The 22,524-nt window shown below is 63.2% G+C and carries 19 protein-coding genes; 14 read left to right on the plus strand and 5 right to left on the minus strand.

Annotated features, from left to right (window positions below; translation table 11 throughout):
* The first annotated feature begins 163 nt into the window (after positions 1 to 163).
* The 7 genes from VG320_RS24045 (at position 164) to VG320_RS24075 (ending at position 7,389) form a co-directional block, all read left to right on the plus strand.
* The gene (locus VG320_RS24045) at positions 164 to 2,965 is read left to right on the plus strand and encodes a monovalent cation/H+ antiporter subunit A (RefSeq protein WP_327202562.1); all 2,802 of its coding nucleotides are present in this window, start codon (positions 164 to 166) and stop codon (positions 2,963 to 2,965) included.
* Entirely contained in the window at positions 2,965 to 3,333 is a 369-nt protein-coding gene (locus VG320_RS24050; protein WP_327202563.1) for a Na+/H+ antiporter subunit C, read from the plus strand. The genes VG320_RS24045 and VG320_RS24050 overlap by 1 nt, the downstream gene beginning before the upstream one ends.
* A complete protein-coding gene (locus VG320_RS24055; protein ID WP_327202564.1) occupies positions 3,330 to 4,991 on the plus strand; it encodes a monovalent cation/H+ antiporter subunit D in 1,662 nt (553 codons plus the stop codon). The genes VG320_RS24050 and VG320_RS24055 overlap by 4 nt, the downstream gene beginning before the upstream one ends.
* A 3-nt stretch (positions 4,992 to 4,994) precedes the next feature.
* Entirely contained in the window at positions 4,995 to 5,489 is a 495-nt protein-coding gene (locus VG320_RS24060) for a Na+/H+ antiporter subunit E (RefSeq protein ID WP_327202565.1), read from the plus strand.
* Positions 5,483 to 5,758 carry a K+/H+ antiporter subunit F gene (locus tag VG320_RS24065; protein WP_103703199.1) on the plus strand — a complete coding sequence of 92 codons (276 nt, stop codon included), beginning with the start codon at positions 5,483 to 5,485 and terminating at the stop codon, positions 5,756 to 5,758. Before VG320_RS24060 ends, VG320_RS24065 begins: the two co-directional genes overlap by 7 nt.
* Positions 5,759 to 5,782: 24 nt before the next feature.
* Entirely contained in the window at positions 5,783 to 6,196 is a 414-nt protein-coding gene (locus tag VG320_RS24070; protein WP_327202566.1) for a Na+/H+ antiporter subunit G, read from the plus strand.
* A gap of 407 nt (positions 6,197 to 6,603) precedes the next feature.
* Positions 6,604 to 7,389 (plus strand): DUF4397 domain-containing protein, encoded by a 786-nt coding sequence (locus VG320_RS24075; protein WP_327202567.1) that lies wholly within the window; start codon positions 6,604 to 6,606, stop codon positions 7,387 to 7,389.
* 30 nt (positions 7,390 to 7,419) lie between these two features.
* Here VG320_RS24075 and VG320_RS24080 read toward each other — a convergent pair whose 3' ends face one another.
* Positions 7,420 to 8,322 (minus strand): LysR family transcriptional regulator, encoded by a 903-nt coding sequence (locus tag VG320_RS24080; protein ID WP_327202568.1) that lies wholly within the window; start codon positions 8,320 to 8,322, stop codon positions 7,420 to 7,422.
* Positions 8,323 to 8,481: 159 nt separating this feature from the next.
* Here VG320_RS24080 and VG320_RS24085 point away from each other — a divergent pair, with 159 nt between their 5' ends.
* The 5 genes from VG320_RS24085 to VG320_RS24105 all read left to right on the plus strand — a co-directional run bounded on the left by VG320_RS24085 (position 8,482) and on the right by VG320_RS24105 (position 16,737).
* Positions 8,482 to 10,617: a 3-hydroxyacyl-CoA dehydrogenase NAD-binding domain-containing protein gene (locus VG320_RS24085; RefSeq protein ID WP_327202569.1), complete on the plus strand. Its 2,136-nt coding sequence runs from the start codon at positions 8,482 to 8,484 to the stop codon at positions 10,615 to 10,617.
* Between the two features lie 36 nt (positions 10,618 to 10,653).
* Positions 10,654 to 11,850, plus strand: a complete 1,197-nt coding sequence (locus VG320_RS24090; protein ID WP_327202570.1) for an acyl-CoA dehydrogenase family protein — start codon at positions 10,654 to 10,656, stop codon at positions 11,848 to 11,850.
* A gap of 11 nt (positions 11,851 to 11,861) precedes the next feature.
* On the plus strand, positions 11,862 to 13,007 hold the full coding sequence (locus VG320_RS24095) for an acyl-CoA dehydrogenase (protein ID WP_327202571.1): 1,146 nt from the start codon (positions 11,862 to 11,864) through the stop codon (positions 13,005 to 13,007).
* 75 nt (positions 13,008 to 13,082) lie between these two features.
* Positions 13,083 to 14,309, plus strand: a complete 1,227-nt coding sequence (locus VG320_RS24100) for a CaiB/BaiF CoA-transferase family protein (protein WP_327202572.1) — start codon at positions 13,083 to 13,085, stop codon at positions 14,307 to 14,309.
* A 229-nt stretch (positions 14,310 to 14,538) separates the two neighbouring features.
* The gene (locus VG320_RS24105; protein WP_327202573.1) at positions 14,539 to 16,737 is read left to right on the plus strand and encodes a VTT domain-containing protein; all 2,199 of its coding nucleotides are present in this window, start codon (positions 14,539 to 14,541) and stop codon (positions 16,735 to 16,737) included.
* Between the two features lie 10 nt (positions 16,738 to 16,747).
* On the opposite strand, the gene VG320_RS24110 is transcribed toward VG320_RS24105, so the two are convergent.
* A complete protein-coding gene (locus tag VG320_RS24110) occupies positions 16,748 to 17,023 on the minus strand; it encodes a hypothetical protein (RefSeq protein WP_103703190.1) in 276 nt (91 codons plus the stop codon).
* 285 nt (positions 17,024 to 17,308) lie between these two features.
* Between VG320_RS24110 and VG320_RS24115 the strand changes: the two genes are divergently transcribed.
* Positions 17,309 to 18,385, plus strand: coding sequence for a Dyp-type peroxidase (locus tag VG320_RS24115; RefSeq protein WP_327202574.1), 1,077 nt, complete (start codon positions 17,309 to 17,311; stop codon positions 18,383 to 18,385).
* Positions 18,378 to 19,196, plus strand: coding sequence for a family 1 encapsulin nanocompartment shell protein (locus tag VG320_RS24120; RefSeq protein WP_327202575.1), 819 nt, complete (start codon positions 18,378 to 18,380; stop codon positions 19,194 to 19,196). Before VG320_RS24115 ends, VG320_RS24120 begins: the two co-directional genes overlap by 8 nt.
* 151 nt (positions 19,197 to 19,347) lie before the next feature.
* Here the strand turns inward: VG320_RS24120 and VG320_RS24125 are convergent, their stop codons facing one another.
* The 3 genes from VG320_RS24125 to VG320_RS24135 all read right to left on the minus strand — a co-directional run.
* Positions 19,348 to 19,662 carry a lysozyme inhibitor LprI family protein gene (locus VG320_RS24125; RefSeq protein WP_327202576.1) on the minus strand — a complete coding sequence of 105 codons (315 nt, stop codon included), beginning with the start codon at positions 19,660 to 19,662 and terminating at the stop codon, positions 19,348 to 19,350.
* Between the two features lie 151 nt (positions 19,663 to 19,813).
* Positions 19,814 to 20,410: a lysozyme gene (locus VG320_RS24130; protein WP_327202577.1), complete on the minus strand. Its 597-nt coding sequence runs from the start codon at positions 20,408 to 20,410 to the stop codon at positions 19,814 to 19,816.
* Positions 20,410 to 22,524: type VI secretion system Vgr family protein (locus VG320_RS24135; RefSeq protein WP_327202578.1), on the minus strand; the 2,115-nt coding region annotated here is incomplete at its 5' end. The genes VG320_RS24135 and VG320_RS24130, both read right to left, overlap by 1 nt.

Here is a 22,524-nt window from a genome sequence, read left to right on the forward strand (position 1 = left end):
CGATTCAGGCGTAGAGCGCACGCCATGTTTGCGTTCATGCCACATAGATGAACTCCGTCCCCGTTTGCGGCTATGATCGTGGTCTGCGGTCGGCCGGCCAACGCGTCGGGCAAGCGATCCGCATCGTCCAGACACGCGCGGTCGATTTCCCGGAGAGCATCGCATGGCATTGGGGTGGCTGGTCGTACTTCCGTTTATCGCTGCGGCGCTGGTCGCGCTCACGGCGCACCGCATGCGCGCGCTGTCGACCTGGATCGCGTTCGCGGCGGCGCTGCTGGGCCTTGGACTGCTGCTGAGCGAACGCGTCGGTATGGCCACCTTCGGCGTCATGCAATGGCGGCGCGAATGGGTCCCCGACATTGGCCTCGCGCTTTCGCTGCGGCTAGACGGCCTGTCCTTCATGTTTGCGCTGCTGGTGCTCGCCATCGGCCTGCTGGTCTTTATCTACGCGCGATATTACCTCGCGGGCAACGACGCGCTGCCGCGCCTTTATCTGCTGCTCCTGCTTTTCATGGGCGCGATGCTCGGCGTGGTGCTGTCGAACAATCTGCTGTTGCTGGTGATCTTCTGGGAGCTGACGAGTCTGGTCTCGTTCCTGCTGATCGGCTTCTGGCCGTCACGGCCCGATGGACGGCGCGGCGCGCGCATGGCGCTCACCATCACGGGCGCTGGCGGCCTCGCGCTGCTCGCAGCGGTGCTGCTGATAGGCCACGTATGCGGAAGTTACGAGCTGAACGACGTGCTCGCGCAAGCGCCCAGAATCCAGCACGATCCGCTTTATCCCGCGATTCTGCTGCTCACGCTGCTCGCCGCCTTCACCAAGTCGGCGCAGTTTCCGTTTCATCTGTGGCTACCGCATGCGATGTCGGCGCCCACGCCCGTGTCGTCCTACCTACATTCGGCGACGATGGTGAAGGCGGGCGTGTTCCTGCTCGCGCGTCTTTATCCCGTCTTCGAAGGCACCGACTGGTGGACTTATACCGCCACGCTGGTGGGCCTCGTGACGCTGGTGGGCGGTGCGTCGATGGCCTTGTTCCAGCGCGATCTCAAAGGCCTGCTGGCCTATTCGACGATCAGCCATCTCGGCCTGATCGTGCTGCTGTTCGGGCTCGACACACAGTTGTCCACCGTCGCCGCGCTCTTTCACACGGTCAATCACGCCGTGTTCAAGGCCTCGCTGTTCATGGCCGCAGGCATCATCGATCACGAAACGGGCACGCGCGATCTGGGACGCCTGCGCGGCCTGCGCAAGTACATGCCGCACACCGCCGTGCTGGCGAGCGTGGCGTCGCTGGCGATGGCCGGCGTGCCCTTGCTCAACGGCTTTCTGTCGAAGGAAATGTTCTTCGGCGAGACGCTCGCGCAAGGCATGTTCGGCCCGTTCAACTGGGCGATTCCGGTGGTCGCGATCGCCGCGGCTGCGCTTTCCGTGGCGTATTCGCTGCGCTTCGTGTGGGGCGTGTTCTTCGACGGCGCGACGCCGCACGATCTGCCCCACTATCCGCCTCACGAGCCGCCGCGCTTCATGAAGCTGCCGGTGGAAATCCTCGTGGTGATCTGTCTGCTGATCGGCCTGTTTCCGCAGCACACCATCGGCCGCATGCTGGCATCGGCGGCATGGTTCACGCTGGGTGGCAAGCTGCCCGATTACAGCCTGAGCATCTGGCACGGCATCAACGCGCCGCTCATCATGAGCGTGGTGTCGTTCGCGGCGGGCGCGGCGCTGTTCATCCTGCGCCGCGATGCGTTCCGCCATCATCGCTCGATGCTCTCGGACATGAACGCGAGCGAGGGCTTCGACCAACTGGTGCAGCGGCTCGAAAAAGGCGCGGCCGTAATCGTGCGCGTGTTCGAGACGCGTTCGCTGCCCGCCTATCTGTCGTGGATGATCGCGGCGATGCTGATTGTGCCGGGCGCATATTTCTTTGCGCTCGGCGCCTGGGGCGGCACGCGCGCGCCGCTGCCCATCGACGCGCTCACGCTCTGCGGCCTCGTGCTGATGGCGCTGCTTGCGGTGGGCGTCGTGCTGGTGCGCCAGCACACGCTCTACTCGCTCGTCATGCTGAGCACCTGCGGGCTGCTCGTCACGCTCGCGTTCGCACGGTTTTCCGCGCCCGATCTCGCGCTCACGCAAGTGTCCGTCGAAGTCGTCACGGTGCTGCTGCTGGTACTGGCGATTTACTTCCTGCCCAACCTGCAGCCCGTTATCGAAACCATCCCCGCGCGTTTGCGCAATGGCCTGCTCGCGCTCGCGGGCGGTGGCCTGCTCGGCAGCGTCGCTTATGAAGTGATGACGCGCGAGCCCGCGCAGGGCATCGCACCATACTTCCTTGCCAACGCGCTGCCCGGCAGCGGCGGCCATAACGTCGTCAACGTGATCCTCGTGGATTTTCGCGGCTTCGACACCATGGTCGAAGTCAGCGTGCTGGTGGTCGCGGGACTAGCCGTCAAGGCGCTACTGCGCGGTCTGCGTTTGAAGGCGCAGGACACGGGTCCAGGCGGGCTGCCATGGTCGTCGCAATCGCATCCGCTGCTGCTGGCGATTCTCGCGCGTCTGATGCTGCCGCTCACCGTGCTCGTCGCTGTGTTCGTGTTCCTGCGTGGCCATAACCTGCCCGGCGGCGGTTTCATCGCCTCGTTGATCGTCTCCATCGCGTTGCTGCTGCAATACGTGGCGAGCGGCGTGCTGTGGACCGAATCGCGCATCCGCATTCAATACCGCGCCCTCGCCGGGCTTGGGCTACTCGTTGCGGCCGCAACGGGTCTGGGCAGTCTCGCGTTTGGCTATCCGTTTCTCACCAGCGCGTTCGGACATTTTCATCTACCGCTCATTGGCGAAATCGAACTGAGTACGGCGATGCTGTTCGATCTGGGCGTGCTGGGCGCGGTGGTGGGTACGACGCTCACGATCGTTTCGCACCTGGGCGTGCGCGACAAGGACATGCAGTCCGTGGAGAAAAGCTGATGGAAGCCGCCTTCGCCGCCGCGATTGGAGTGCTGTGCACCTGTGGCATCTATCTGTTGCTGTGTGCGCGCGTGTTCCCCGTGATACTCGGCATCACGCTGTTCTCGTATGCGATCAATCTGTTCCTGCTCGCCATGGGCAGGTTATCGACCGGCCAGCCGCCCGTGATCGCGCCCGGCGCGCAATATGCCGATCCCGTGCCACAGGCGCTGGTACTGACCGCCATCGTGATTGGCTTCGCGATGACCGCCTTTACTGTCGTGCTCGCGTTGCGCTCGCTCGCGATGACGGGCAGCGATCACGTCAATGGCGAGACCATCGGCAAGGGTGGCGAAAGCACACGCGAGAAGGAGACGCTCGGCGCATGAATCACGCCCTTTCTCACGCCCTTTCTCACGCCCTGCTGCTCCCGATCCTGATCCCGCTGTTCGCGGCGGGCGCTATCGTTGCGCTTCCGGTGCGCGCGAAGCGCCTGCAACGCGCGCTCAACGCCCTGGCGATCGTGGCGCTCCTGCCTGTTGCCTGCCTGCTGACCGCTCACGCCGCGCAAGGCGATATCGCAAGCTATGCGCTGGGCGCGTGGCCCGCGCCGTTTGGCATCGTGCTGCAGCTCGACCGGCTTGGCGCGCTCATGCTGCTGTTGACCGCCGTGCTGGCGTGCTGCTGTCTATTGGGCACTTCAAGCGCGGACGCGCGACGCGGCCGCTATTTCCGCGCGCTATTCCAGTTCGAACTGATGGGCCTGAACGGCGCGTTTCTGGCAGGCGATCTGTTCAACCTGTTTGTGTTCTTCGAACTGTTGCTGATCGCGTCCTATGCGCTGTTGCTGCATGGCGGCGGCACGCGGCGCGTGCGCAACGGTCTGCACTACCTGCTGATGAATCTGGTCGGCTCGTCGTTCTTCCTGATCGCGCTGGGCGTGCTGTACGGCATCGCGGGCACGCTCAACATGGCCGATATGGGCGAGCGTCTCGCGCACCTTGATCCCGCCACGCTGCCGCTCGCGCGCTTCGCCGGCGCCACGCTGATGCTGGTGTTCGGCCTGAAGGCGGCTGTGTTTCCGATGTCGTTCTGGCTGCCGCAGGCCTATCGCAGCGCCATCGGCCCGGTGGCCGCGCTGTTCGCAATCATGACCAAGGTAGGCATCTACGCGATGCTGCGTTGCGACGCGCTGGTGTTCGGCATCGGCACGGGTAGCGTGCTCGACGCCTTCATGCGCGACTGGGCCTGGTGGCTCGCCATCGCGACGATCGTGTTCGGCGCGCTGGGCGCGCTCGCCGTGTCGAGCCTCAAGACCACCACCGGTTATCTCGTACTGGTTTCAGTCGGACTCCTGATCGCTGCCATCGCGCAGCAGTCGCCACTTGCCTGGAGCGCGCTGCTCTATTACCTCATCAGCACGACGCTGTGCTCGGGCGCACTGTTTTTACTCGCCGATACGCTAGAACCAGAAGCTCCTGCGACAACGGACACCTTGGAGCCCGCTTCGCTCGAAGCGCTCGACGACGTCGCCGCCGCCGCGATCTCGCCCGAATCCGACGGCGCGGCCATCGCGAAGGCCCGCGTCGCTTTCGCGCCCTGGCCATCCAATGTCGCCGGCGTGCTCTATCTGGTCGCGGCCGTGGGTGCGGCGGGCCTGCCGCCGCTCTCCGGCTTCCTGGGCAAGGCGATGGTGCTCGCGGCCACGCCGATGCGCGACGCCGTGATCCTGTGGCCCGCCGTGCTGCTCTCGAGCCTGCTGCTGATCGTGGCGTTGAGCCGCACCGGCACGCGCCTGCTGTGGGCCGAACCCGCCGCGCGCGCCGCAGCAAGCGCGCCCGCCCGCGCGCCGCGCGGCAGTTCGGCGAAACTCGCGGCCTGCGCGTTGCTGCTGGGCTGCGTGGCGGCGGCGACGATTGGCGCGGGTTCGCTGCGGCAGTATCTGGATGCGACCGCCGCGCAGCTATTCGACCGCGCCGCCTATGTGCACGCGATCCTGCCGACTGCGCCCGCTGCGCTCACAGTCGCACCGACAAACGGGAGCTGACGCATGCTCAAACGGCTCTTTCCGCATCCGTGGCTCAGCATCGTGCTGCTCGTCTGCTGGGTTCTGCTAATGAACGACGTATCGCCGGGCAATCTGCTGCTCGGCGCGGTGCTCGGCATCGTCATCGCATTCTGTATCGGCGAAGGCTTGTGGCTGCAGCCGGTGCGCTTCGGCAGGCCGTGGCTGTTGCTGCGCCTTTTTGGCCACGTGCTGATCGATATCGTCGTGGCCAACGTGGAAGTAGCGCTGCTGGTGCTCGGCCCGACGAAGCGCCTGCGCCCCGCCTTTATCGAAGTACCGCTGGACAGCACGCACGAAATCGCGCTGACCGCGCTCATCAGCATCGTCTCGCTGAGCCCCGGCACGCTCTGCGCCGAACTCAGCGACGACCGCACGCGCCTCATCGTGCACGTCCTGGACCTTGATGACGAAACCGCCTTGGTGGCGTCGATCAAGTCCCGTTATGAAGCCCCCTTGCTGGAGATATTCGCATGCTAGCCATCGTGATTCCGGTCTCGTTCGCGATCCTCGGCGTCGCGTTCCTGCTCACGCTCGCGCGCCTTTTGCGCGGGCCGTCCTTGCCCGATCGCATCGTGGCGCTCGACACGCTCAACATCAACGCGATCGCGCTGATCGTCGTGTATGGCATCAGCCTGCGCTCGACGGTGTTCTTCGAAGCCGCGTTGCTGATCGCCGTGATGGGTTTCGTGGGCACCGTCGCGCTGACGAAGTATCTGCAGCGCGGCGACATCATCGAACTGAACTGAACGCATAAAGAAAGAGGCCCGCCGATGCAAACCGCCGTCGAAGCGATCGTGTCCGTGCTGCTGCTGGTGGGCAGCCTGTTTACGCTGATCGGTGCGATCGGGCTTTTTCGCCTGCCCGACTTTTTCATGCGCCTGCATGGCCCGACCAAATCGACCACGCTGGGCGTGGGCGGCATCGTGCTCGCCTCGGTGATTTACTTCAGCGCTCACAACAACTACGCGAGCCTGCATGAACTGCTGATTCCGGCGTTTCTGTTTCTCACCGCACCGATCAGTGCGCACATGCTGGCGAAAGCGGGCATCCAGCAGCGCGTCCCGCTCTCCGGCGTCACGCGCGGACGCCCGCCCGCCACGGGCGCGTGCGCCGATCAGGGCGACACGCGCACGCACGAAGCAAGCGAAGCCTCGGACAAAGGTGAGCAAAGCGCGCGCCCGTAAAAGCTTCGCCCTCGTTGTAAAGACAACCGCACCACTACCCACTCGCAGCGCACTTAAGATCCGTTTAAAGCGTATTTAAAGAACGCTTTAAGCGAGTCCAAGTGCGCTTCAGCCTCTTTCGTCTCATTCCCTTCATCGATTAGAGCGTTCGCTCGGCCTCTCGCCAGGCATTGAACGCCGTGCCTCGTTACGCCTGGTTACGACTTCGCCCGCCTGTTGGCAAACGTGCGGCACAGCGATTGCTGTTGACGCTCGCCTGGATGCAATATCGCGATTCCCCTTGGGTCTGCGAACTAACGCTGAAGGCAGCCAAAGCAGCACATAGAAATAAATGAACGCGCGCAATACAACGCCCTATACAACGCGCGACTTATACAGCTAAACCGAGACTCGATGAGGTGGATGAGATGAAGACGATTCGCACTCTGGCCGTGCTTGCGAGCGCGGCAGCCCTGTTGACCGCCTGCGGCGGCGGCGGCAATGACGTGGGCAAGGAACTTGGCCTGCAAAACCCCGAAATCCATTTTGTGCATGCCCTGCCCGGTGGCGGCAACGTGGACTTTCTCGTGAATGGCAGCGCGCTGCAAACCAATATCGCGTACAAGCAGGTCACGAACTTCGCGAATATCAACACGGGCAACACCACCGTGTCCTATGCGAACACCGGCACGACTACGGCCATCGCCAGTGGCAATTTCCCGGACGTCGCCAAGGGCCACGAATATACGGTGCTCGCGCTGCCAGCGGTCTCGGGCGGCGATATCGGCCTGATCGACGATCCCTTCGACAAGGGGCTGCTCTCCAATAGCGCACGCGTGCGGGCCTTTAACGCCACGGCCAATGCGCAGAATCTGGACATCTATATTGTCGCGCCCAATACCGATATCAATACGGTTTCACCGACCATGGCCGGCGTGGCATTCAAGAACGCGGTTCCGGCCAGCGGCCAGGACTCGAACTATCTGAACGGCGGCACCTATGTGGCGATCGTGACGGTGGCGGGTTCGAAGACGCCGATCTTCCAGTCCGCCTCGTTCAGCCTGGGCAACAACGCCGACTGGCTCATCACCTCGGTGCCGATCGCTGGCACGCTGTCGCAACTCGCGGTGGGCCAGATCCATCTGCTGGTCGCACAAGGCGGCAATACTTCGCAGCCGGCGCTGGAATTGACGAACTCGCTGACGGGCGTTTAATCCGCTGATGCGTGAGGACGGGTCGCGGGACTATGCCCCGCGTCCCGTCTTGTGCGCTTCGTCCAATACGAAATCGATAAACGTCGACGCCGCGCGCGTGTGATGCCGGTTCGGCATATACAACATATACATATGCGTGCCGAAAATACTCAAACGCCACGCATCGAGCGAAGTCACCACTTCGCCCGCGCGGATATCGTCGTTCACGACGTAGTCCGGCACGATCCCCACGCCCAGGCCTGCGAGAACGGATTGGCGCAAGAACAGGAAGTTCTCCGAAATAATCGACGGTTCGAGCAGGACTTCGTGCCGCTCTTCCTTTAGATATGCCGCCAGCCGCAATTGCCGTCCCACCACGGTCGCGGTGATGAGCGGCGCGCGCGCCAGATCCTCCAGAGTTTCGGGCATGCCATGCTGCGCCGCCCATTGCGCCGACGCGCACGCAATGTATTTCACCGCACCCATATCGCGCGCCACCAGATTCTGCGGCGGCTCGTGCATCACGCGCACGGCAATATCGACTTCGTCGCGCAGCAGATCTTCCACTCGGTTCTCGAACATCACGTCGAGCACGATGCCCGGATACAGCCGCTTGAAGCGGATCAGCCAGTCCGACATCACCAGTTGCCCATAGCCGCTGGGCACCGAAAGCCGCACACGGCCCTGCAGACTCTGCCCCAGCGTGGATACCGACTCATGCGCGGCTAGCAGCGCATTCTGGATCGTGCGGCCATGTTCGTAGAGCTTCAGGCCGATCTCGGTCGGCTCTACGCGGCGCGTGGTGCGCCGCACGAGTTGCAGGCCGATCGATTTTTCCAGGTGGTTGAGGTGATAGCTCACGTTCGCGCGGCTCATCTTGAGGCGGCGCGCGGCCTCGCTCAGATTGCCAGCATCGAGAATTTCCACCAGCAGCGTCAGCGCATTCACATCCATGGTAGGCCCGCAATCTGATCGATTGTCAAAGATTCTTTGACAGCATGTCAACGAACGATGGGATTGTCAATGAACCCTGGCATCCACACAATGAAGCCCACTATTGGAGAACCGCCATCAGGACTCACTGATGGCGCCCTGAATCCTGGAGACATCTGCATGGCACTCGACCCGGCCGCATCCCCCCTTTCCGTTTCCCCCGTCACGCACGAACTGCGCGGCAAGGTGCTGCTCGTCACCGTGGACAACCCGCCCGTCAATGCGTTGGGCGTGGACGTGCGTCGGGGCCTCGCCGGCGCCATCGAGCACGCGGAATCGAACGCCGCCGTGCAGGCCGTGCTGATCGTCGGCGCGGGGCGCAACTTCATCGCCGGCGCGGATATCCGCGAGTTCGGCAAGCCGCCGCAACCGCCCGCGCTGCCGGACGTCTGCAACCGTATCGAAGCCAGCCACAAGCCGGTGATCGCGGCGATTCACGGCGCGGCGCTGGGCGGCGGTCTGGAAATAGCGCTGGCGTCGCACTATCGGCTCGCCCTGGCGGGCGCGAAGCTCGGCCTGCCCGAAGTGCAACTGGGCCTGCTGCCCGGCGCCGGCGGCACGCAACGCACGCCGCGCCTGATCGGCGCAGAAGCCGCGCTGGCGCTGATGTTGAGCGGCAAGCACATCGGCGCTCAGGAAGCGCTCAAGCTGGGGCTCGTCGATCGCGTGGGATCGAGCGACGATATCCTCGCCGAAGGCCTTGCCTACGCGCAGGAATTGCTGGCGGCGCACGCACCGGTGCGCCGCACGCGCGACGCCCAGGCGCTGGCCGATCGCACCGTCACGCAAGCCGCGATCGACGCCGCGCGCGCCGACACCGCGAAGAAGTCGCGCGGCCTGTTCTCGCCGCTGAAGATCGTCGATTGCGTGCAGGCCGCGCTCGATCAGCCGTTCGAGGAAGGCCAGCGCGTCGAACGCAAGCTGTTCCTCGAATGCCTCGAAAGCCCGCAGCGCGCAGGCCTCGTACACGCCTTCTTCGCCGAGCGCGAAGTGCAGAAGACGCCGGAAGCCAAAACGGCCAAACCGCGCGCGATTGAAACCGTGGGCGTGGTCGGCGGCGGCACGATGGGCGCGGGCATTGCCGTGGCCGTGCTCGACGCGGGCCTGCCCGTGACGATGATCGAGCGCGACGACGCCTCGCTCGCCCGCGGGCGCGTTCATGTGGAGAAAGTCTATGACGGTCTGATCGCGAAGGGCCGCATGAAGCCCGAGGCGAAGGCCGCGATTCTCGCGCGCTTCAACGGCAGCACCTCGTATGACGCGCTCGCGTCGGTCGATCTCGTGATCGAAGCGGTATTCGAAGAGATGGGCGTCAAACAGGCCGTATTCGCTGAACTCGACCGCGTCTGCAAGCCCGGCGCCGTGCTCGCGACCAACACTTCGTATCTCGACATCGACGCCATCGCCAATAGCGTGAAGCGCCCGCAGGACGTGATCGGGCTGCACTTCTTCTCGCCCGCAAACATCATGAAGCTGCTGGAGGTCGTGGTGCCCAGCCAGGTGAGCGCCGACGTCGTGGCCACCGCGTTCGAGCTGGCGAAGAAGCTGCGCAAGGTGCCCGTGCGCGCGGGCGTGTGCGATGGCTTCATCGGCAATCGCATTCTGGCCGTGTATCGCACCGCCGCCGATCATCTGATGGAAGACGGCGCATCGCCGTATCAGATCGACAAGGCCGTGCGCGAATTCGGCTATCCGATGGGCCCGTACCAGGTGGTCGATCTGGCGGGCGGCGATATCGGCTGGGCCACGCGCAAGCGCCGCGCCGCCACGCGCGACCCCAAGGCGCGTTACGTGCAGATCGCCGACCGGCTGTGCGAGCGCGGCTGGTTTGGCCAGAAAACGGGCCGCGGCTTCTACCTCTATCCGGACGGCGCGCGCACCGGCACGCCCGACCCCGAAGTCGAATCGATCATCCGCGCCGAGCGCGAACGCGCGGGCATTGAGCCGCGCAGCTTCAGCGACGAAGAAATCCTGCGCCGCTACATGGCCGCGATGATCAACGAAGGCGCGAACGTCGTGCATGAAAAGATCGCGCTGCGCCCGCTCGATGTGGACGTGACCTTCCTCTACGGCTACGGCTTTCCGCGTCATCGCGGCGGCCCGATGCACTACGCCGATAGCGTGGGTCTGGCGAAGGTGCTCGCCGATATCCGCGAATTCGCCAGGCAAGATCCGCTGTTCTGGAAGCCGTCGCCGCTGCTGGTCGATCTGGTGGAACGCGGCGAGAACTTCGCGAGCCTGAACCAGACGGTTTAATTGCGCGCGCAACCCGTTACGGAAAAAGAGTCATATATGGACCTGAAATTTACCGCTGAAGAGGAAGCCTTCCGCAGCGAAGTGCTGGACTTCCTGCGCGAGCGCCTGCCGCAGCGCATCGCCAGCAAGGTGCGCAACGGCCAGCACCTCACGCGCGACGACATGGCGCAATGGCACGCCATCCTCAACGAAAAGGGCTGGCTCGCCAATCACTGGCCGAAGGAATACGGCGGTCCAGGCTGGAGCGCGGTGCAGAAGTTCATCTTCGAAAACGAATGCGCGATTGCGGCCGCGCCGCGCATCGTGCCGTTCGGCGTGAACATGCTTGGGCCGGTGCTGATCAAATACGGCAACGAAGCGCAAAAGCGCCACTGGCTGCCGCGCATTCTCGATGGCTCCGACTGGTGGTGCCAGGGCTATTCGGAACCGGGCGCGGGTTCGGACCTGGCTGCCGTGCGCACAACCGCTGTCCGTCAAGGCGATCACTACGTCGTGAACGGCCAGAAGACGTGGACCACGCTCGGCCACTACGCGAACATGATCTTCTGTCTCGTGCGCACCGCCACCGATGTGCGCAAGCAAGAGGGCATCAGCTTTCTGCTGATCGACATGAATACGCCGGGCATCGAAGTGCGCCCGATCGTCACGCTCGACGGCGAGCATGAGGTCAACGAGGTGTTCTTCACCGACGTGCGCGTGCCGGTTGAAAACCTCGTCGGCGAAGAAAATAAAGGCTGGACCTACGCGAAATATCTGCTCACCTATGAGCGCACCAATATCGCTGGCGTGGGCTTTTCGGTGGCGGCGCTCGCGCGCCTTAAGCACGCCGCGCAAAAGGTCACGCGCAACGGCAAGCCGCTCGCGCAGGACCCGCAGTTCGCCGCGCGCCTGGCCAAGGTCGAGATCGATCTGGAGAACATGAAGACCACCAATCTGCGTGTGATCGCAGCGGTGGCGGGCGGCGGCGTGCCGGGCGCGGAAAGCTCGATGCTCAAGATTCGCGGCACCGAGATCCGCCAGGAGATTTCGTCGCTGCTGCGCCGCGCGATGGGACCGTACGCGGCGCCTTTCATCGAAGACGCGCTGCAGGAAGGCTATGCCGAAGAAGCCATTGGCCCGGACGAAGCCGCCAGCGCCGCCGCGCTCTACTTCAACAATCGCAAGCTGTCGATTTTCGGCGGCTCCAATGAAATCCAGAAGAACATCATCTCCAAGATGATTCTCGGTCTTTAAGAGGTCTTGCGATGAATTTCCAGCACACCGAAGACCGCCGCATGCTTGCGGATACGCTTAATCGTTTCATTGCAGAGCAGTACGGTTTTGAAACGCGCGATAAAATCGCGCGCTCCAGTGAAGGTTTCAGCGCGGATATGTGGCGGCGTTTTGCCGATCTTGGCGTGATCGGCGCGCTGTTCGAGGAGGCCGACGGCGGCTTCGGCGGCCAGGGTTTCGACGTGGCCGTGGTGTTCGAAGCGCTCGGGCGCGGGCTCGTGGTCGAGCCGTTTCTCGATACGCTGATTGTGGGCCGCGCGCTCGCGCACGCGGGCAACGAAGAACAACGCGCTCGCATTGCGTCGCTGATCGACGGCTCGCAGATCGTCGCGCTCGCGCACGATGAGCCGGGTTCGCATTACGAGGCTTCGCGCGTGAGCACGCGTGCCGAAAAAAACGGCGAGGGCTGGGTGCTGCAAGGCGCGAAAGGCGTCGTGCAGCATGCGGAACGGGCGGACATATTGCTCGTTTCGGCGCGCACTTCGGGCAACGAATTCGATGAAGCGGGTATTTCGCTCTTCCTCGTGCCGCGCGATGCCGAAGGCGTGAAAGTGCGCGGCTATCGCAAGATCGACGGCGGACGCGCGGCGGAAGTGACGCTCGACAACGTGAAGGTTGGCGCTCACGCGCTGGTCGGCGCTGCGGGCAGCGGCTTCGCCACGCTCGAACATGCAACCGGTTTCGGCCTGATCGCCTTGACAGCGGAAGCGCTCGGCGCGATGGACGTGGCACGCGATTTCACGCTTGAGTATCTGCGCACGCGCAAGCAGTTTGGCTTGCCGATCGGCAGCTTCCAGGCCTTGCAGCATCGCATGGCCGATCTGCTGCTCGAGATCGAGCAGGCGCGCTCGGCGGTCATCAACGCGGCGGCCGCGGCGGATGCGCCGCGCGTGCAGCGCGAGCGCGCACTGTCGGCGGCTAAGTACACGATCGGGCGCATCGGCGCGCGCGTGGCTGAAGAGGCGATCCAGTTGCACGGCGGTATCGGCATGACGTGGGAATTGCCGCTCGCGCACTACGCCAAGCGCCTCGTGATGATCGATCATCAACTCGGCGACGAGGATCATCATCTCGCGCGCTATATCGCGCTGAATGCACTGGAAAGCGCTGCGGCGTAAGTCGGAAGTGGCAGGCCCGCTCCACTCGCGCTGGAGCGCGGTCTTCCATCCACAACGAATCAGGAGTACTTGCTGATGCAGACGGAAAACACTGGCCTGCTGAATGGCCTGCCGCTGGCGGGCGTGCGCGTGCTCGATCTTTCGCGCATTCTCGCGGGGCCGTGGAGCGCGATGGTGCTCGGCGACCTGGGCGCGGAGGTCATCAAGGTCGAGCATCCCGATCGCGGCGACGATACGCGCGACTGGGGCCTGCGCATCGGCCAGACCGAAACCGCGTACTTCAACAGCGTGAACCGCAACAAGCGTTCGATCACGCTCGATCTGCAGACGCCCGAGGGCCAGCAGATCGCCCGCGATCTGGCGAAAACCTGCGACGTGGTGGTGCAGAACTTCAAGTTCGGCGGCGCGGAAAAACTGGGACTCGGCTACGAGCAGTTGAGCGCGGAAAATCCGCGTCTCATCTATTGCTCGATTTCGGGCTACGACCGCACCGGCCCGGAAGCGAAGCGTCCCGGCTACGATCTGGTGGTTCAGGGCGAAGCCGGCCTGATGGCGCTGAACGGCGAGGCGAGCCAGCCGCCGCTGAAGTTCGGCGTGGCGGCCGTCGATCTGTTCACGGGCATGTATTCGGCGCAGGCGATGCTTGCGGCGCTGTTCCAGCGCGAGCGCAGCGGGCGCGGCCGTCACATCGAAATGGCGCTGTTCGACTGCGGCCTGATGATTACCGCTTACTACGGGCTGGAAGCGCTCGTGTTGGGCGAAGATCCGCCGCGCTACGGCAACGATCATCCGTCCATCGTGCCGTATGGCGTATTCGATGCGGCGGACGGCCCGCTCGTGATTACGGTCGGCAATAACAGCCAGTTCGAGCGCTTCGCGCGCGAAGTGATCGAGCGCCCCGATATTGCCGACGACGCGCGCTACAAGACCAATATCCTGCGTTCGCAGAACCGCGCGGCTCTGCTGCCCGAACTCAAGCGCGAGCTGGGCAGCCGTCCACGCAAGCTGCTGCTCGAACGCCTGGCGCGCGCGGGCATTCCATGCGGCGAAGTCGCGGGCCTGCGTGAGGCGCTGCTGTCGCCGCGCGCCACCGAGGCGGGACTGGTGACGCAGCAGCCGCATCCGCATACGGAAAGCGGCACGACACCCGTGCTCGCGCCGCCGTGGCGCTTCGACGGCGAGCGCATGCCGGTGCGCCGCTCTCCGCCGCAACTGGGCGAAGGCACGCGCGAAGTGCTGGCCGGAACGCTCGGTCTGACGGACGAACAACTCGCGCAACTGAAGGAAAAAGGCGTCATTTGACCGCGCTGTAACCCGCCTTGAATTGGGCGGGAGCAGAAGATGCGGACCGGATGCCAGCGCATGCACCCGCCCCGCCGCGTAGGCAGCACGCACACTCGGCGGGGCGCTTGCGTTTGTACTTTCGTTTGTACTTTCGTTTGCGTTCTGGTTGCGGCCGGCGCGCCTTCGCACGCACATCGCCGCAGCCGGTTATATTGCGCGTGGAACACGCCAACCCAACGCCTGCGAGATGGAGCACGCCTACACCCAGTTGCTGCACCTGCTTGCCGATTACCCCGGCTGGACGCTGGCGTTCGTGGTGTTCGCCGCGTTCCTGGAATCGCTCGCGCTGGTCGGCACGTTCTTCCCCGGCAGCACCGCCATGTTCATCGCCGGCGCCTTTGCCGGCACGGGCACGCTCAATCTGGGCTGGCTGTTCGTCTGCGCCATCTCGGGCGCGGTCGCCGGCGACGCCCTGAGCTTCTGGATCGGCCATCGATACCGCGACAGGATCGCGTGCGTCTGGCCGTTCAGCAAGCACCCCGCCATCCTCGACAAAGCCCAGGCGTACTTCGCCAGCCACGGCACGCGCAGCGTGATCCTCGCGCGCTTTGTCGCGCCGCTGCGCGCCGTGGTGCCGATCGTCGCAGGCATGGCCGGCATGGCGCCGTGGCGCTTCTTCGTGATGAACGTGATTTCGGCGCTGGTGTGGGCGCCCGCGCACATCCTGCCGGGCGTGGTGTTCGGCGCGTCGCTGCAGCTGGCGGGCGCGGTGTCGTTCCGGCTGGTGGTCGCGCTGGCCATCATCGCGCTCACGCTCTGGCTCGTCTGGCGCTTCACGCACGTGCTGCTGGACCATCTGGACAACTGGGCCAGCGCCTCGCGGCGCGGCGTGGCGAACTGGGCGGCGCAGCACGAAGGTGCGGCGGCGCGGCGGCTCGTGCGCCTGCTCGATCCGAAGCAGCCCGCGCTGGGCGCAGTGCTGGCGATCACGGCGCTGGTGCCGCTGTGCGCGGCTGTGTTCTCCTACGTACTAGGCAACCTGCTGAGCGGCGATCCGCTCGTGCAGATCGATCAATCGGTGCGCCAGTTCCTGCAGTCGATCCACACGACCTGGGCCGACACCGTGCTCGCGCACGTCGAAACCCTCGGCAGCAACTACACGCTCGCCGCGCTGGTGCTGACGGTGACCATCTGGATGGCCATCGAGCGGCGCTGGCGCACCATCACCTACTGGATGCTCGCGGCGGCGTTCTCGCAGGTACTTATCCTGTTGCTGCGCTTTGCGATTCACCACGGCTCGCCCGGCGCCGCCCATGTGGGCGCCTACGTATTCCCGAGCGACCGCGTGGCGTCGATGGTGATCGTCTACGGCTTCACGATGTTCCTGCTGGTGCGGCGCGTGAAGATGATCGAGGCGGCCATTGTCGCGACGGTCGGCAACGGCATCGTCGTGGCAGTCGCCTTCGCGGGGCTCTACTTCGACCGTTTCCTGTTCTCCGACGCCATTGGCGGCGCCGCCTTCGCGTCCATCTGGGTGGCGGCGGTCGTACTGCTGTCGCTATGGCGCTATCCCGCGCGGCCCTCCGAGCGCAACGTCATGCCCGCGGTGGTGTTTGTCGTGCTTGCGGTGGCCTTCGTGCTGCAGCGCGGCGTAGCCGAGCGCCAGGCCGAGGCCGCCTCGAGCGCCACCGAAACACCCACGGTCGTCGCGCAAATGACGTGGACCGACACGCTCTGGCGCAACCTCGCTTGCTACCGCGTGGACATGAAAGGCGAGCGGCGCGAGCCGATGACGCTCCAATGGGCCGCCAGCGCCACCGACCTGCGTGCGGCGCTGCACGACGCGGGCTGGACCGAGGGCGGCCAGTTCACGGCGAAGAGCGTGCTGTCGCTGATCGCGCCGAATGTGGATGCGCTGGCGCTGCCGCTCTTGCCCAAGCTCAATAACGGCCTGCCCTCGCCGCTGGTGTTCGCGCGCGTGCACATCCCCGACGATCCCGCGCGGCCCGGCAGCCGCCGCGACGTGCTGCGCTTCTGGCCGACCGGCTATGCGCTGGCCGCGCGCGCGGATTCGACGGCCTCGCAGGACGCGAGCGGCGATTTACAGGCCGATGCGGTGACGCCCGCCACCATCAACGCGAGCGCCGCAAGCGATGCAAGCGGCGCCGATGCGGCGAGCGTAGCGGCTGGCCAAAAAACCGCAGCCGCGCAGCCTGCAGGGCCGGAACTCACGCCGATCTGGGTCGGCTCGCTGGTCCACGAGCGTCTGCGCCGCGCATCGTGGCCGTTCAACGTGCTCACCACCTATGTCGATCGCGGCCACGGCACGCAACTCGCGCTCGATGCGAAAGGCGGCCCGCCCACAGGCTGGCGCGTCATCACCATGCCGGGCAGCGAAGGCTGCGAAGGACGGCCCGTGATGCTGGTGGTGTCCGGCGGGCGCTAGGCGCGAGGCTTCAGCCCTCCGGCCCGTCGCCCCAGCTACCCGCCGCGTGAAAATGGTCGATGCGCTTGCGCGCGTCGCTATAGGCCGCGTCCAGCGCGGCATCGGGGCCGACGTAATTGCGCATCAGATCGTGAAAGCGCACGCTGCGCCCTTCCAGATGCGCGTCCGCGCCATGCCGGCAGATATAGCCGCTGTAGTGGAACAGCGGCTCGGGCGAACGCGGCCCGAACGCCGGAATCGGCAACACCCAGATTTCGAAGCCCTCGTGCTCGGTGTGATCCCACATGGTGCGTCTCCTCTCTCGTCAGCACTCACCGTTGGTCCCGCACAAAATCGCTCACCCAGTCACTATGCTCCCATGTTGTGACATGAAGTGGCAAACCGGCCTGCAAACCCGCTCTACCGGCAAAGCGCCTGTTTTTTCGAGTTTGGCTAAACTATGCGGCACACGGCTTTCACCGGCCGCCCCTGCGCGTTCAAGGCATGCGTTCCGAAAGGTTCGCGCCGCGCGCGAGGCAACGTGTCACGCGCCACAAACCCGCATCAGACCAATCGAGCGATACCCCACATCATGACGCCGGCCTCACTCACGCAGGAACCGCAGTCCGTCTCCAGCGCCGTCACGCGCAGCGCCTTTTTCATCGTCGCGACCGTCAACGAAGATGCCACGAGCCGCGCCACCGTGCGCGCCTGGTGCGCCGACGTCGCCAATCTCGTGCGCGCAGTCGGCAAGCGCGTGCCCAACGGCAATCTCTCGTGCGTGGTGGGCTTTTCGTCAGACGCATGGGACGAGCTGTTCGGCGAACCGCGTCCCGCGGGCCTGCATCCGTTCCGCGAATTCGGCACGGGCGAGCGCAAGGCCATCGCCACGCCCGGCGATATCCTCATGCACATCCGCGCCGACCAGACCGATCTCTGCTTCGAACTCGCCACGCAACTGATGAAGCGCCTCGAAGGCGCGGTCAAGACCGTCGACGAAGTGCATGGATTCCGCAATTTCGACATGCGCGCAATGATCGGCTTCGTGGACGGCACGGAAAACCCCGTCGGCAACGAAGCGGTTCATTTCACCGTGATCCAGGACGAAGACCCCGGCTTTGCGGGCGGCAGCTACGTGCTGGTGCAGAAGTACCTGCACGATATGAAAGGCTGGAACGCGCTGCCGGTGGAAGCACAGGAACACATCATCGGCCGCACCAAGCTGCACGACATCGAACTCGACGAAGACGTGAAGCCGAGCTGGTCGCATAGCTCGCTCACCACGCTAGACGACGCCCAGGGCAACGAAATCAAGATCCTGCGCGACAACATGCCGTTCGGGCATCCCGGCCAGGGTGAATTCGGCACCTACTTCATCGGCTACGCACGCGATCCGCAGCCCATCGAACAGATGCTGGAAAACATGTTCGTCGGTCTGCCGCCGGGCAATTACGACCGCCTGCTCGACTTCAGCCGCGCCGTGACGGGAGGCCTGTTCTTCGTGCCCTCGCAGCCGCTGCTCGAAGAGCTTGCGGATCAAGCGCCGGGCGCGGCCGCCACCGTCGCCGTGGACAGTCACGATCAAACTGAACCCGAGCCCGCCGCCGCGCTTTCCGCCGACGGCTCGCTCGCCATCGGATCCCTCAAAGGAGCACCCCGGTATGAATAATCTCCATCGCGAACTCGCGCCAATTTCCACGGCGGCGTGGTCGCAGATCGAAGAAGAAGTCGCGCGAACCTTCAAGCGCTCGCTTGCAGGCCGCCGTGTCGTGGATGTGAACGGCCCCGGCGGCTCGGACCTGGCCGGCGTTGGCACGGGTCACCAGAACGGGATCGAAGCGCCGTTCGACGGCATCCGCGCGCGCCAGCGCGAAGTGAAGGCGCTGGTCGAACTGCGCGTGCCGTTCGAACTCTCGCGCGACGCCATCGACGATGTCGAGCGCGGCGCGCAGGACTCCGATTGGCAGCCCGCCAAGGAAGCGGCCACGCGTCTCGCGTTTGCGGAAGACCGCGCGATCTTCGACGGCTACAAGGCCGCGCAGATCACCGGCATTCGCGAAGGCACGTCGAACCCCACGCTGCACCTGCCCGCCGATATCGCCGATTACCCCGCAGTGATCGCGCGTGCGCTGGAGCAATTGCGTTTGCAGGGCGTGGACGGTCCATATGCGGTGCTGCTGGGTTCAGATGCCTACACGGCGGTGAGCGAAGCGAGCGATCAGGGTTATCCGATTCTTGAACACATTCGCCGGCTGGTGAACGGTGAGATTATCTGGGCGCCAGCGATTGATGGCGGCGCGATCGTTAGCACGCGCGGCGGGGATTTTGCGTTTCACATCGGCCAGGATGTGTCGATTGGGTATTCGTCGCATGACGATAAGAGCGTGCGCCTTTATCTGCAGGAAAGCTTTACGTTCATGATGCTGACCGCAGAGGCTTCGGTCGCTGTCACGGGTGAGGTTGCGGAAGAGGCCAAGTGAGCGAGCACTAGCGCTTTGGGTTGGATAAGGCGCTTAGGTGGGCAGATGCCGTTCGGTTGCGAGACTGGGCGGCATTTTTGTTTTTTGGCTCGATTAGGGCCACGCTTGCCCTTCTAGATATTGACTGAAATGGCAGTCAATATTTCGTCGATTAATCATCGGTGGTAGTCAACTCCTTCAATCTCAAGTTCGTGATCCGGCTCATGCAATCCCAGAAATACACAAAATGTAGCGACGCCTGGCCGGCCTGATAAGTCTCTGAGTAACATTCGTTATCGCGATACATAGTCCAACTTTTCTGCGCTTCTTTGAGATGGGGAAGCGCTTCTGGCTCTGCGTTGGCTTTTCTCTCCACGTCGGTATCGCGTGTGACCGCTTCAATTTTGACAATTTCCTTGTTCAACACCGCGGCCGATTCCTCATAGCGAAATTGCGCACATGCAGATAGGTCCATCGTACTTGACACGTTCCTCCTGCAATAAGAGGCGACTTGCGAGCGGACTTTCCCTGGGAACGATTCCATAGCTGGCCTCGCTTTCCTGTAGTCAAACTCGGTTCCATAAATGGATGTTGACGCATGCGTACCACTGTATATCAGTAGCATCAATAACAATAGCCTAATGACGTGCATCATAGTTCCCGCTCTCGAAAAGACGTGCCTCCAGCCGACGACGCCAAGGTACACGCCTGGCAACGAAGGTTCGTATTACGTCTCTCATCCGGTCGTATTCGCCATGATTTAAAAAATCGGCCAAATGCTGGGATCGAGAAGCCGGATACCACAAATCGCCTTTCTTTGGATATGTACCAGAGGTAAATAGAGTGGAGACCAGTGCATCATATTCGTGCTGATACAAAGCAACCATCACATCCCGATTGATCGCGGCTTCGGTCTCTCTCAAGTTGACTTCAAAGAACTTTCTTGCCCGCTCGACCGTTATGATGTCACCCATTCTCAGGTTATCCGATGGAATGACTTTGTGTCCGAGTCCAACTGTTGGAAGTCCAAAGCCATCGTCGTAAACTTTTACGATGAATCCATCTGACACAGGCAATCCGTTGTATTTCCCGTTTAATACTCCACTCTCGCAAACGGCCATAAACGTATAGCCATCCCTGGAGAGCTTCCATGGCTTACAGAGACGTCCGGTCTGAACGAACACGCAAGAATTCGGATCCGTGTTGGTTGCGGCGGTCGCGAGTGCATCAGGCATCACGCCTCCCGTTTATGGCCCATATAGAATTTAATCGACTGCGCACCACCTGTTTCATAGCGTTCGGTACGCCCCTGGGAATCTGTTATGCCGTGGCGCAATTCATCAGAAGGCAATTTCACCGTGTAATAGGTATTGGCAAGCACCAACCCATTAGCATCATGAAACGTGAATTGCTGGTCGTACTGAACGGAGTCTTCGTAGGTCACAGGCGCGACTGTCTGCGCTTTGTCGGTTGCGTGCAAGGCGGCGTGCACCAGAAATTGTCCGCCAGTGAAGCCCAATATTCCATCCTCGCCAAGCGTCATCTCGGTACCTGACCCATTCAGAACAATGCGCTTCGCGGTCAAGCGTATTTCGTCGCGCTCACTCAGGATGTTGATGACCTTTTGCGCGATCAGGTCCAGTTGGTCGCCTCTGGACACAATGCGCACAGGGCCAGGTGTGAGTAAAGTAATCGCCTTCGACGCAAACATGGAAACCGTTTGCCGTACCGATAGAAAAAACGACCGAGCCGCAGCGATTGAGACACTTCCGCCTGTAGTGACAGCAGTATTTTCGCTGCTTGCAATGTGCACATTTTGCTCTGCCGTCACATGCACATTTGCCGCGCTAGAAAGAGCAATATCGGGGTTCTCAAGCTCGGGGAAATCCCCTTCGCCGCTACCGCGTAGCTGGGCATTGGCTTCCTTGATGGCTTTCGCCACGTCCTCCTGATTGTCGGTCCCGTCCTGCGCGCCGTGTTGCCGCGCCGTCAGCGCCAGTTCCTCGTGAATGCCACGCGCTCTGGCCAATCGCGAATGGGTTTCGCGCATATCCTTGACCTTGGCTGACGCGCTTTCGCGCGAGAAACTCGTCATCAGCCAGCCCTTTCCGGCACGCAGCACACCCCAAAGATCGGTGCGCGCTTCTATACCTTCACCTCTTGCGTCCTGCCGCCCCTGATTCCCATCAATACGCGTGTTGTAACCCAGGCTGATGCTGGATTTTCCGTGGTCGCTGGCGATCTGCGCCTGTAGTCTGCCAGGTGTATCGTCCAGCGCTACGTGATTCGATTGCGCGCGGTGTTCAAGGCTGCGCGAGCGCATACCGGAAAGCGCCTGATTGGCCGGCAATGACCAAGGTGGTTTATGGTCCCTATCGGGCACGAACGCAGCAATAACAGGGCGGTCTGGATCACCGTTGATATACGACACCAGCACAGCGTCGCCGCGCCGCGCGTGGGCGACAATGCCCATCTGCTCGCCTTGCCATGGCGTCGCCAGACGAACCCAGATTGATTTGCGACCGTCGTACTGGCTTTCGCGATCCCATAGATACTGAATCAACACCCGGTTATGTTCATCGATCCAGATTTCGCGCTTGTCGGGAGAAACAATGACCGCATATTCGTAGCCGTCGATGCGCGGTCGCGGCGTGATCTGGGGCAGGCGATAGGGTTCGTCAACCGGAACCGCCTCAAATGTGCTTCGAGTCGTATATGACGGCGCGACTCCCGAAGTCGTCGGTAATTCGCAAATGTCGAGTTCTGCATACGTCACAAGCCAGCTTCGATTGGCTGCGCGATGTGGATACTCCGTGAGCCTGAAAGTTTTGCCGGACTGGATGCCGCGTAATGCCCCGCTGCCGCGTGCACAATGCCCCGTGCAACGCATTGCCTCCAGTTTGACGCGCGCGAGGTGCCGCGCGTCGTCCTGCCAGACTTCGCCCGCTTCCGGCATGTCGAGCCGCGTTTGCGGCTGCGCGAAATCCGCTGGTACATAGGTATCCTGATGACAAATCGACTCTTCGCGTACGTCGCTGTATTCGACAAGGTAAGGCGAACTGCCCGGATTCTGGCGCGGCGACAGATAGCTATGATCGTGTACCGTCACCGTGCCGACTGTCACGGTACGCGAGTACACAAACTCCGTGATGTGCTCCGAGCCGATATGGCCGCCGCTCGTACGGTAAGGCAGCGTTTCGAACGGCGCGTCATGCTTAAGGTAGGCATTGGCGTTATCGGCGATGACTAGCACGGGCTTGGCGTTCTGATGTTCGAACCACACCACGTAGCCAAACTCTTCGCAAAGTCGCATAAAAAACTGCCAGTCGGTCTCCCACGCCTGGCGTAT

Source organism: Paraburkholderia sp. (genome assembly GCF_035948235.1).
Classification (GTDB): Bacteria; Pseudomonadota; Gammaproteobacteria; order Burkholderiales; family Burkholderiaceae; genus Paraburkholderia.

Excerpts from the sequence above, each read along its gene's own strand:
- VG320_RS24120 (WP_327202575.1), top strand. The coding sequence starts at position 18,378 with ATGAATAATCTCCATCGCGAACTCGCGCCAATTTCCACGGCGGCGTGG.
- VG320_RS24070 (WP_327202566.1), top strand. The coding sequence starts at position 5,783 with ATGCAAACCGCCGTCGAAGCGATCGTGTCCGTGCTGCTGCTGGTGGGC.
- VG320_RS24085 (WP_327202569.1), top strand. The coding sequence starts at position 8,482 with ATGGCACTCGACCCGGCCGCATCCCCCCTTTCCGTTTCCCCCGTCACG.
- VG320_RS24080 (WP_327202568.1), bottom strand. The coding sequence starts at position 8,322 with ATGGATGTGAATGCGCTGACGCTGCTGGTGGAAATTCTCGATGCTGGC.
- VG320_RS24050 (WP_327202563.1), top strand. The coding sequence starts at position 2,965 with ATGGAAGCCGCCTTCGCCGCCGCGATTGGAGTGCTGTGCACCTGTGGC.
- VG320_RS24105 (WP_327202573.1), top strand. The coding sequence starts at position 14,539 with ATGGAGCACGCCTACACCCAGTTGCTGCACCTGCTTGCCGATTACCCC.
- VG320_RS24055 (WP_327202564.1), top strand. The coding sequence starts at position 3,330 with ATGAATCACGCCCTTTCTCACGCCCTTTCTCACGCCCTGCTGCTCCCG.
- VG320_RS24045 (WP_327202562.1), top strand. The coding sequence starts at position 164 with ATGGCATTGGGGTGGCTGGTCGTACTTCCGTTTATCGCTGCGGCGCTG.
- VG320_RS24100 (WP_327202572.1), top strand. The coding sequence starts at position 13,083 with ATGCAGACGGAAAACACTGGCCTGCTGAATGGCCTGCCGCTGGCGGGC.
- VG320_RS24130 (WP_327202577.1), bottom strand. The coding sequence starts at position 20,410 with ATGCCTGATGCACTCGCGACCGCCGCAACCAACACGGATCCGAATTCT.
- VG320_RS24110 (WP_103703190.1), bottom strand. The coding sequence starts at position 17,023 with ATGTGGGATCACACCGAGCACGAGGGCTTCGAAATCTGGGTGTTGCCG.
- VG320_RS24075 (WP_327202567.1), top strand. The coding sequence starts at position 6,604 with ATGAAGACGATTCGCACTCTGGCCGTGCTTGCGAGCGCGGCAGCCCTG.
- VG320_RS24095 (WP_327202571.1), top strand. The coding sequence starts at position 11,862 with ATGAATTTCCAGCACACCGAAGACCGCCGCATGCTTGCGGATACGCTT.
- VG320_RS24090 (WP_327202570.1), top strand. The coding sequence starts at position 10,654 with ATGGACCTGAAATTTACCGCTGAAGAGGAAGCCTTCCGCAGCGAAGTG.
- VG320_RS24115 (WP_327202574.1), top strand. The coding sequence starts at position 17,309 with ATGACGCCGGCCTCACTCACGCAGGAACCGCAGTCCGTCTCCAGCGCC.
- VG320_RS24060 (WP_327202565.1), top strand. The coding sequence starts at position 4,995 with ATGCTCAAACGGCTCTTTCCGCATCCGTGGCTCAGCATCGTGCTGCTC.
- VG320_RS24065 (WP_103703199.1), top strand. The coding sequence starts at position 5,483 with ATGCTAGCCATCGTGATTCCGGTCTCGTTCGCGATCCTCGGCGTCGCG.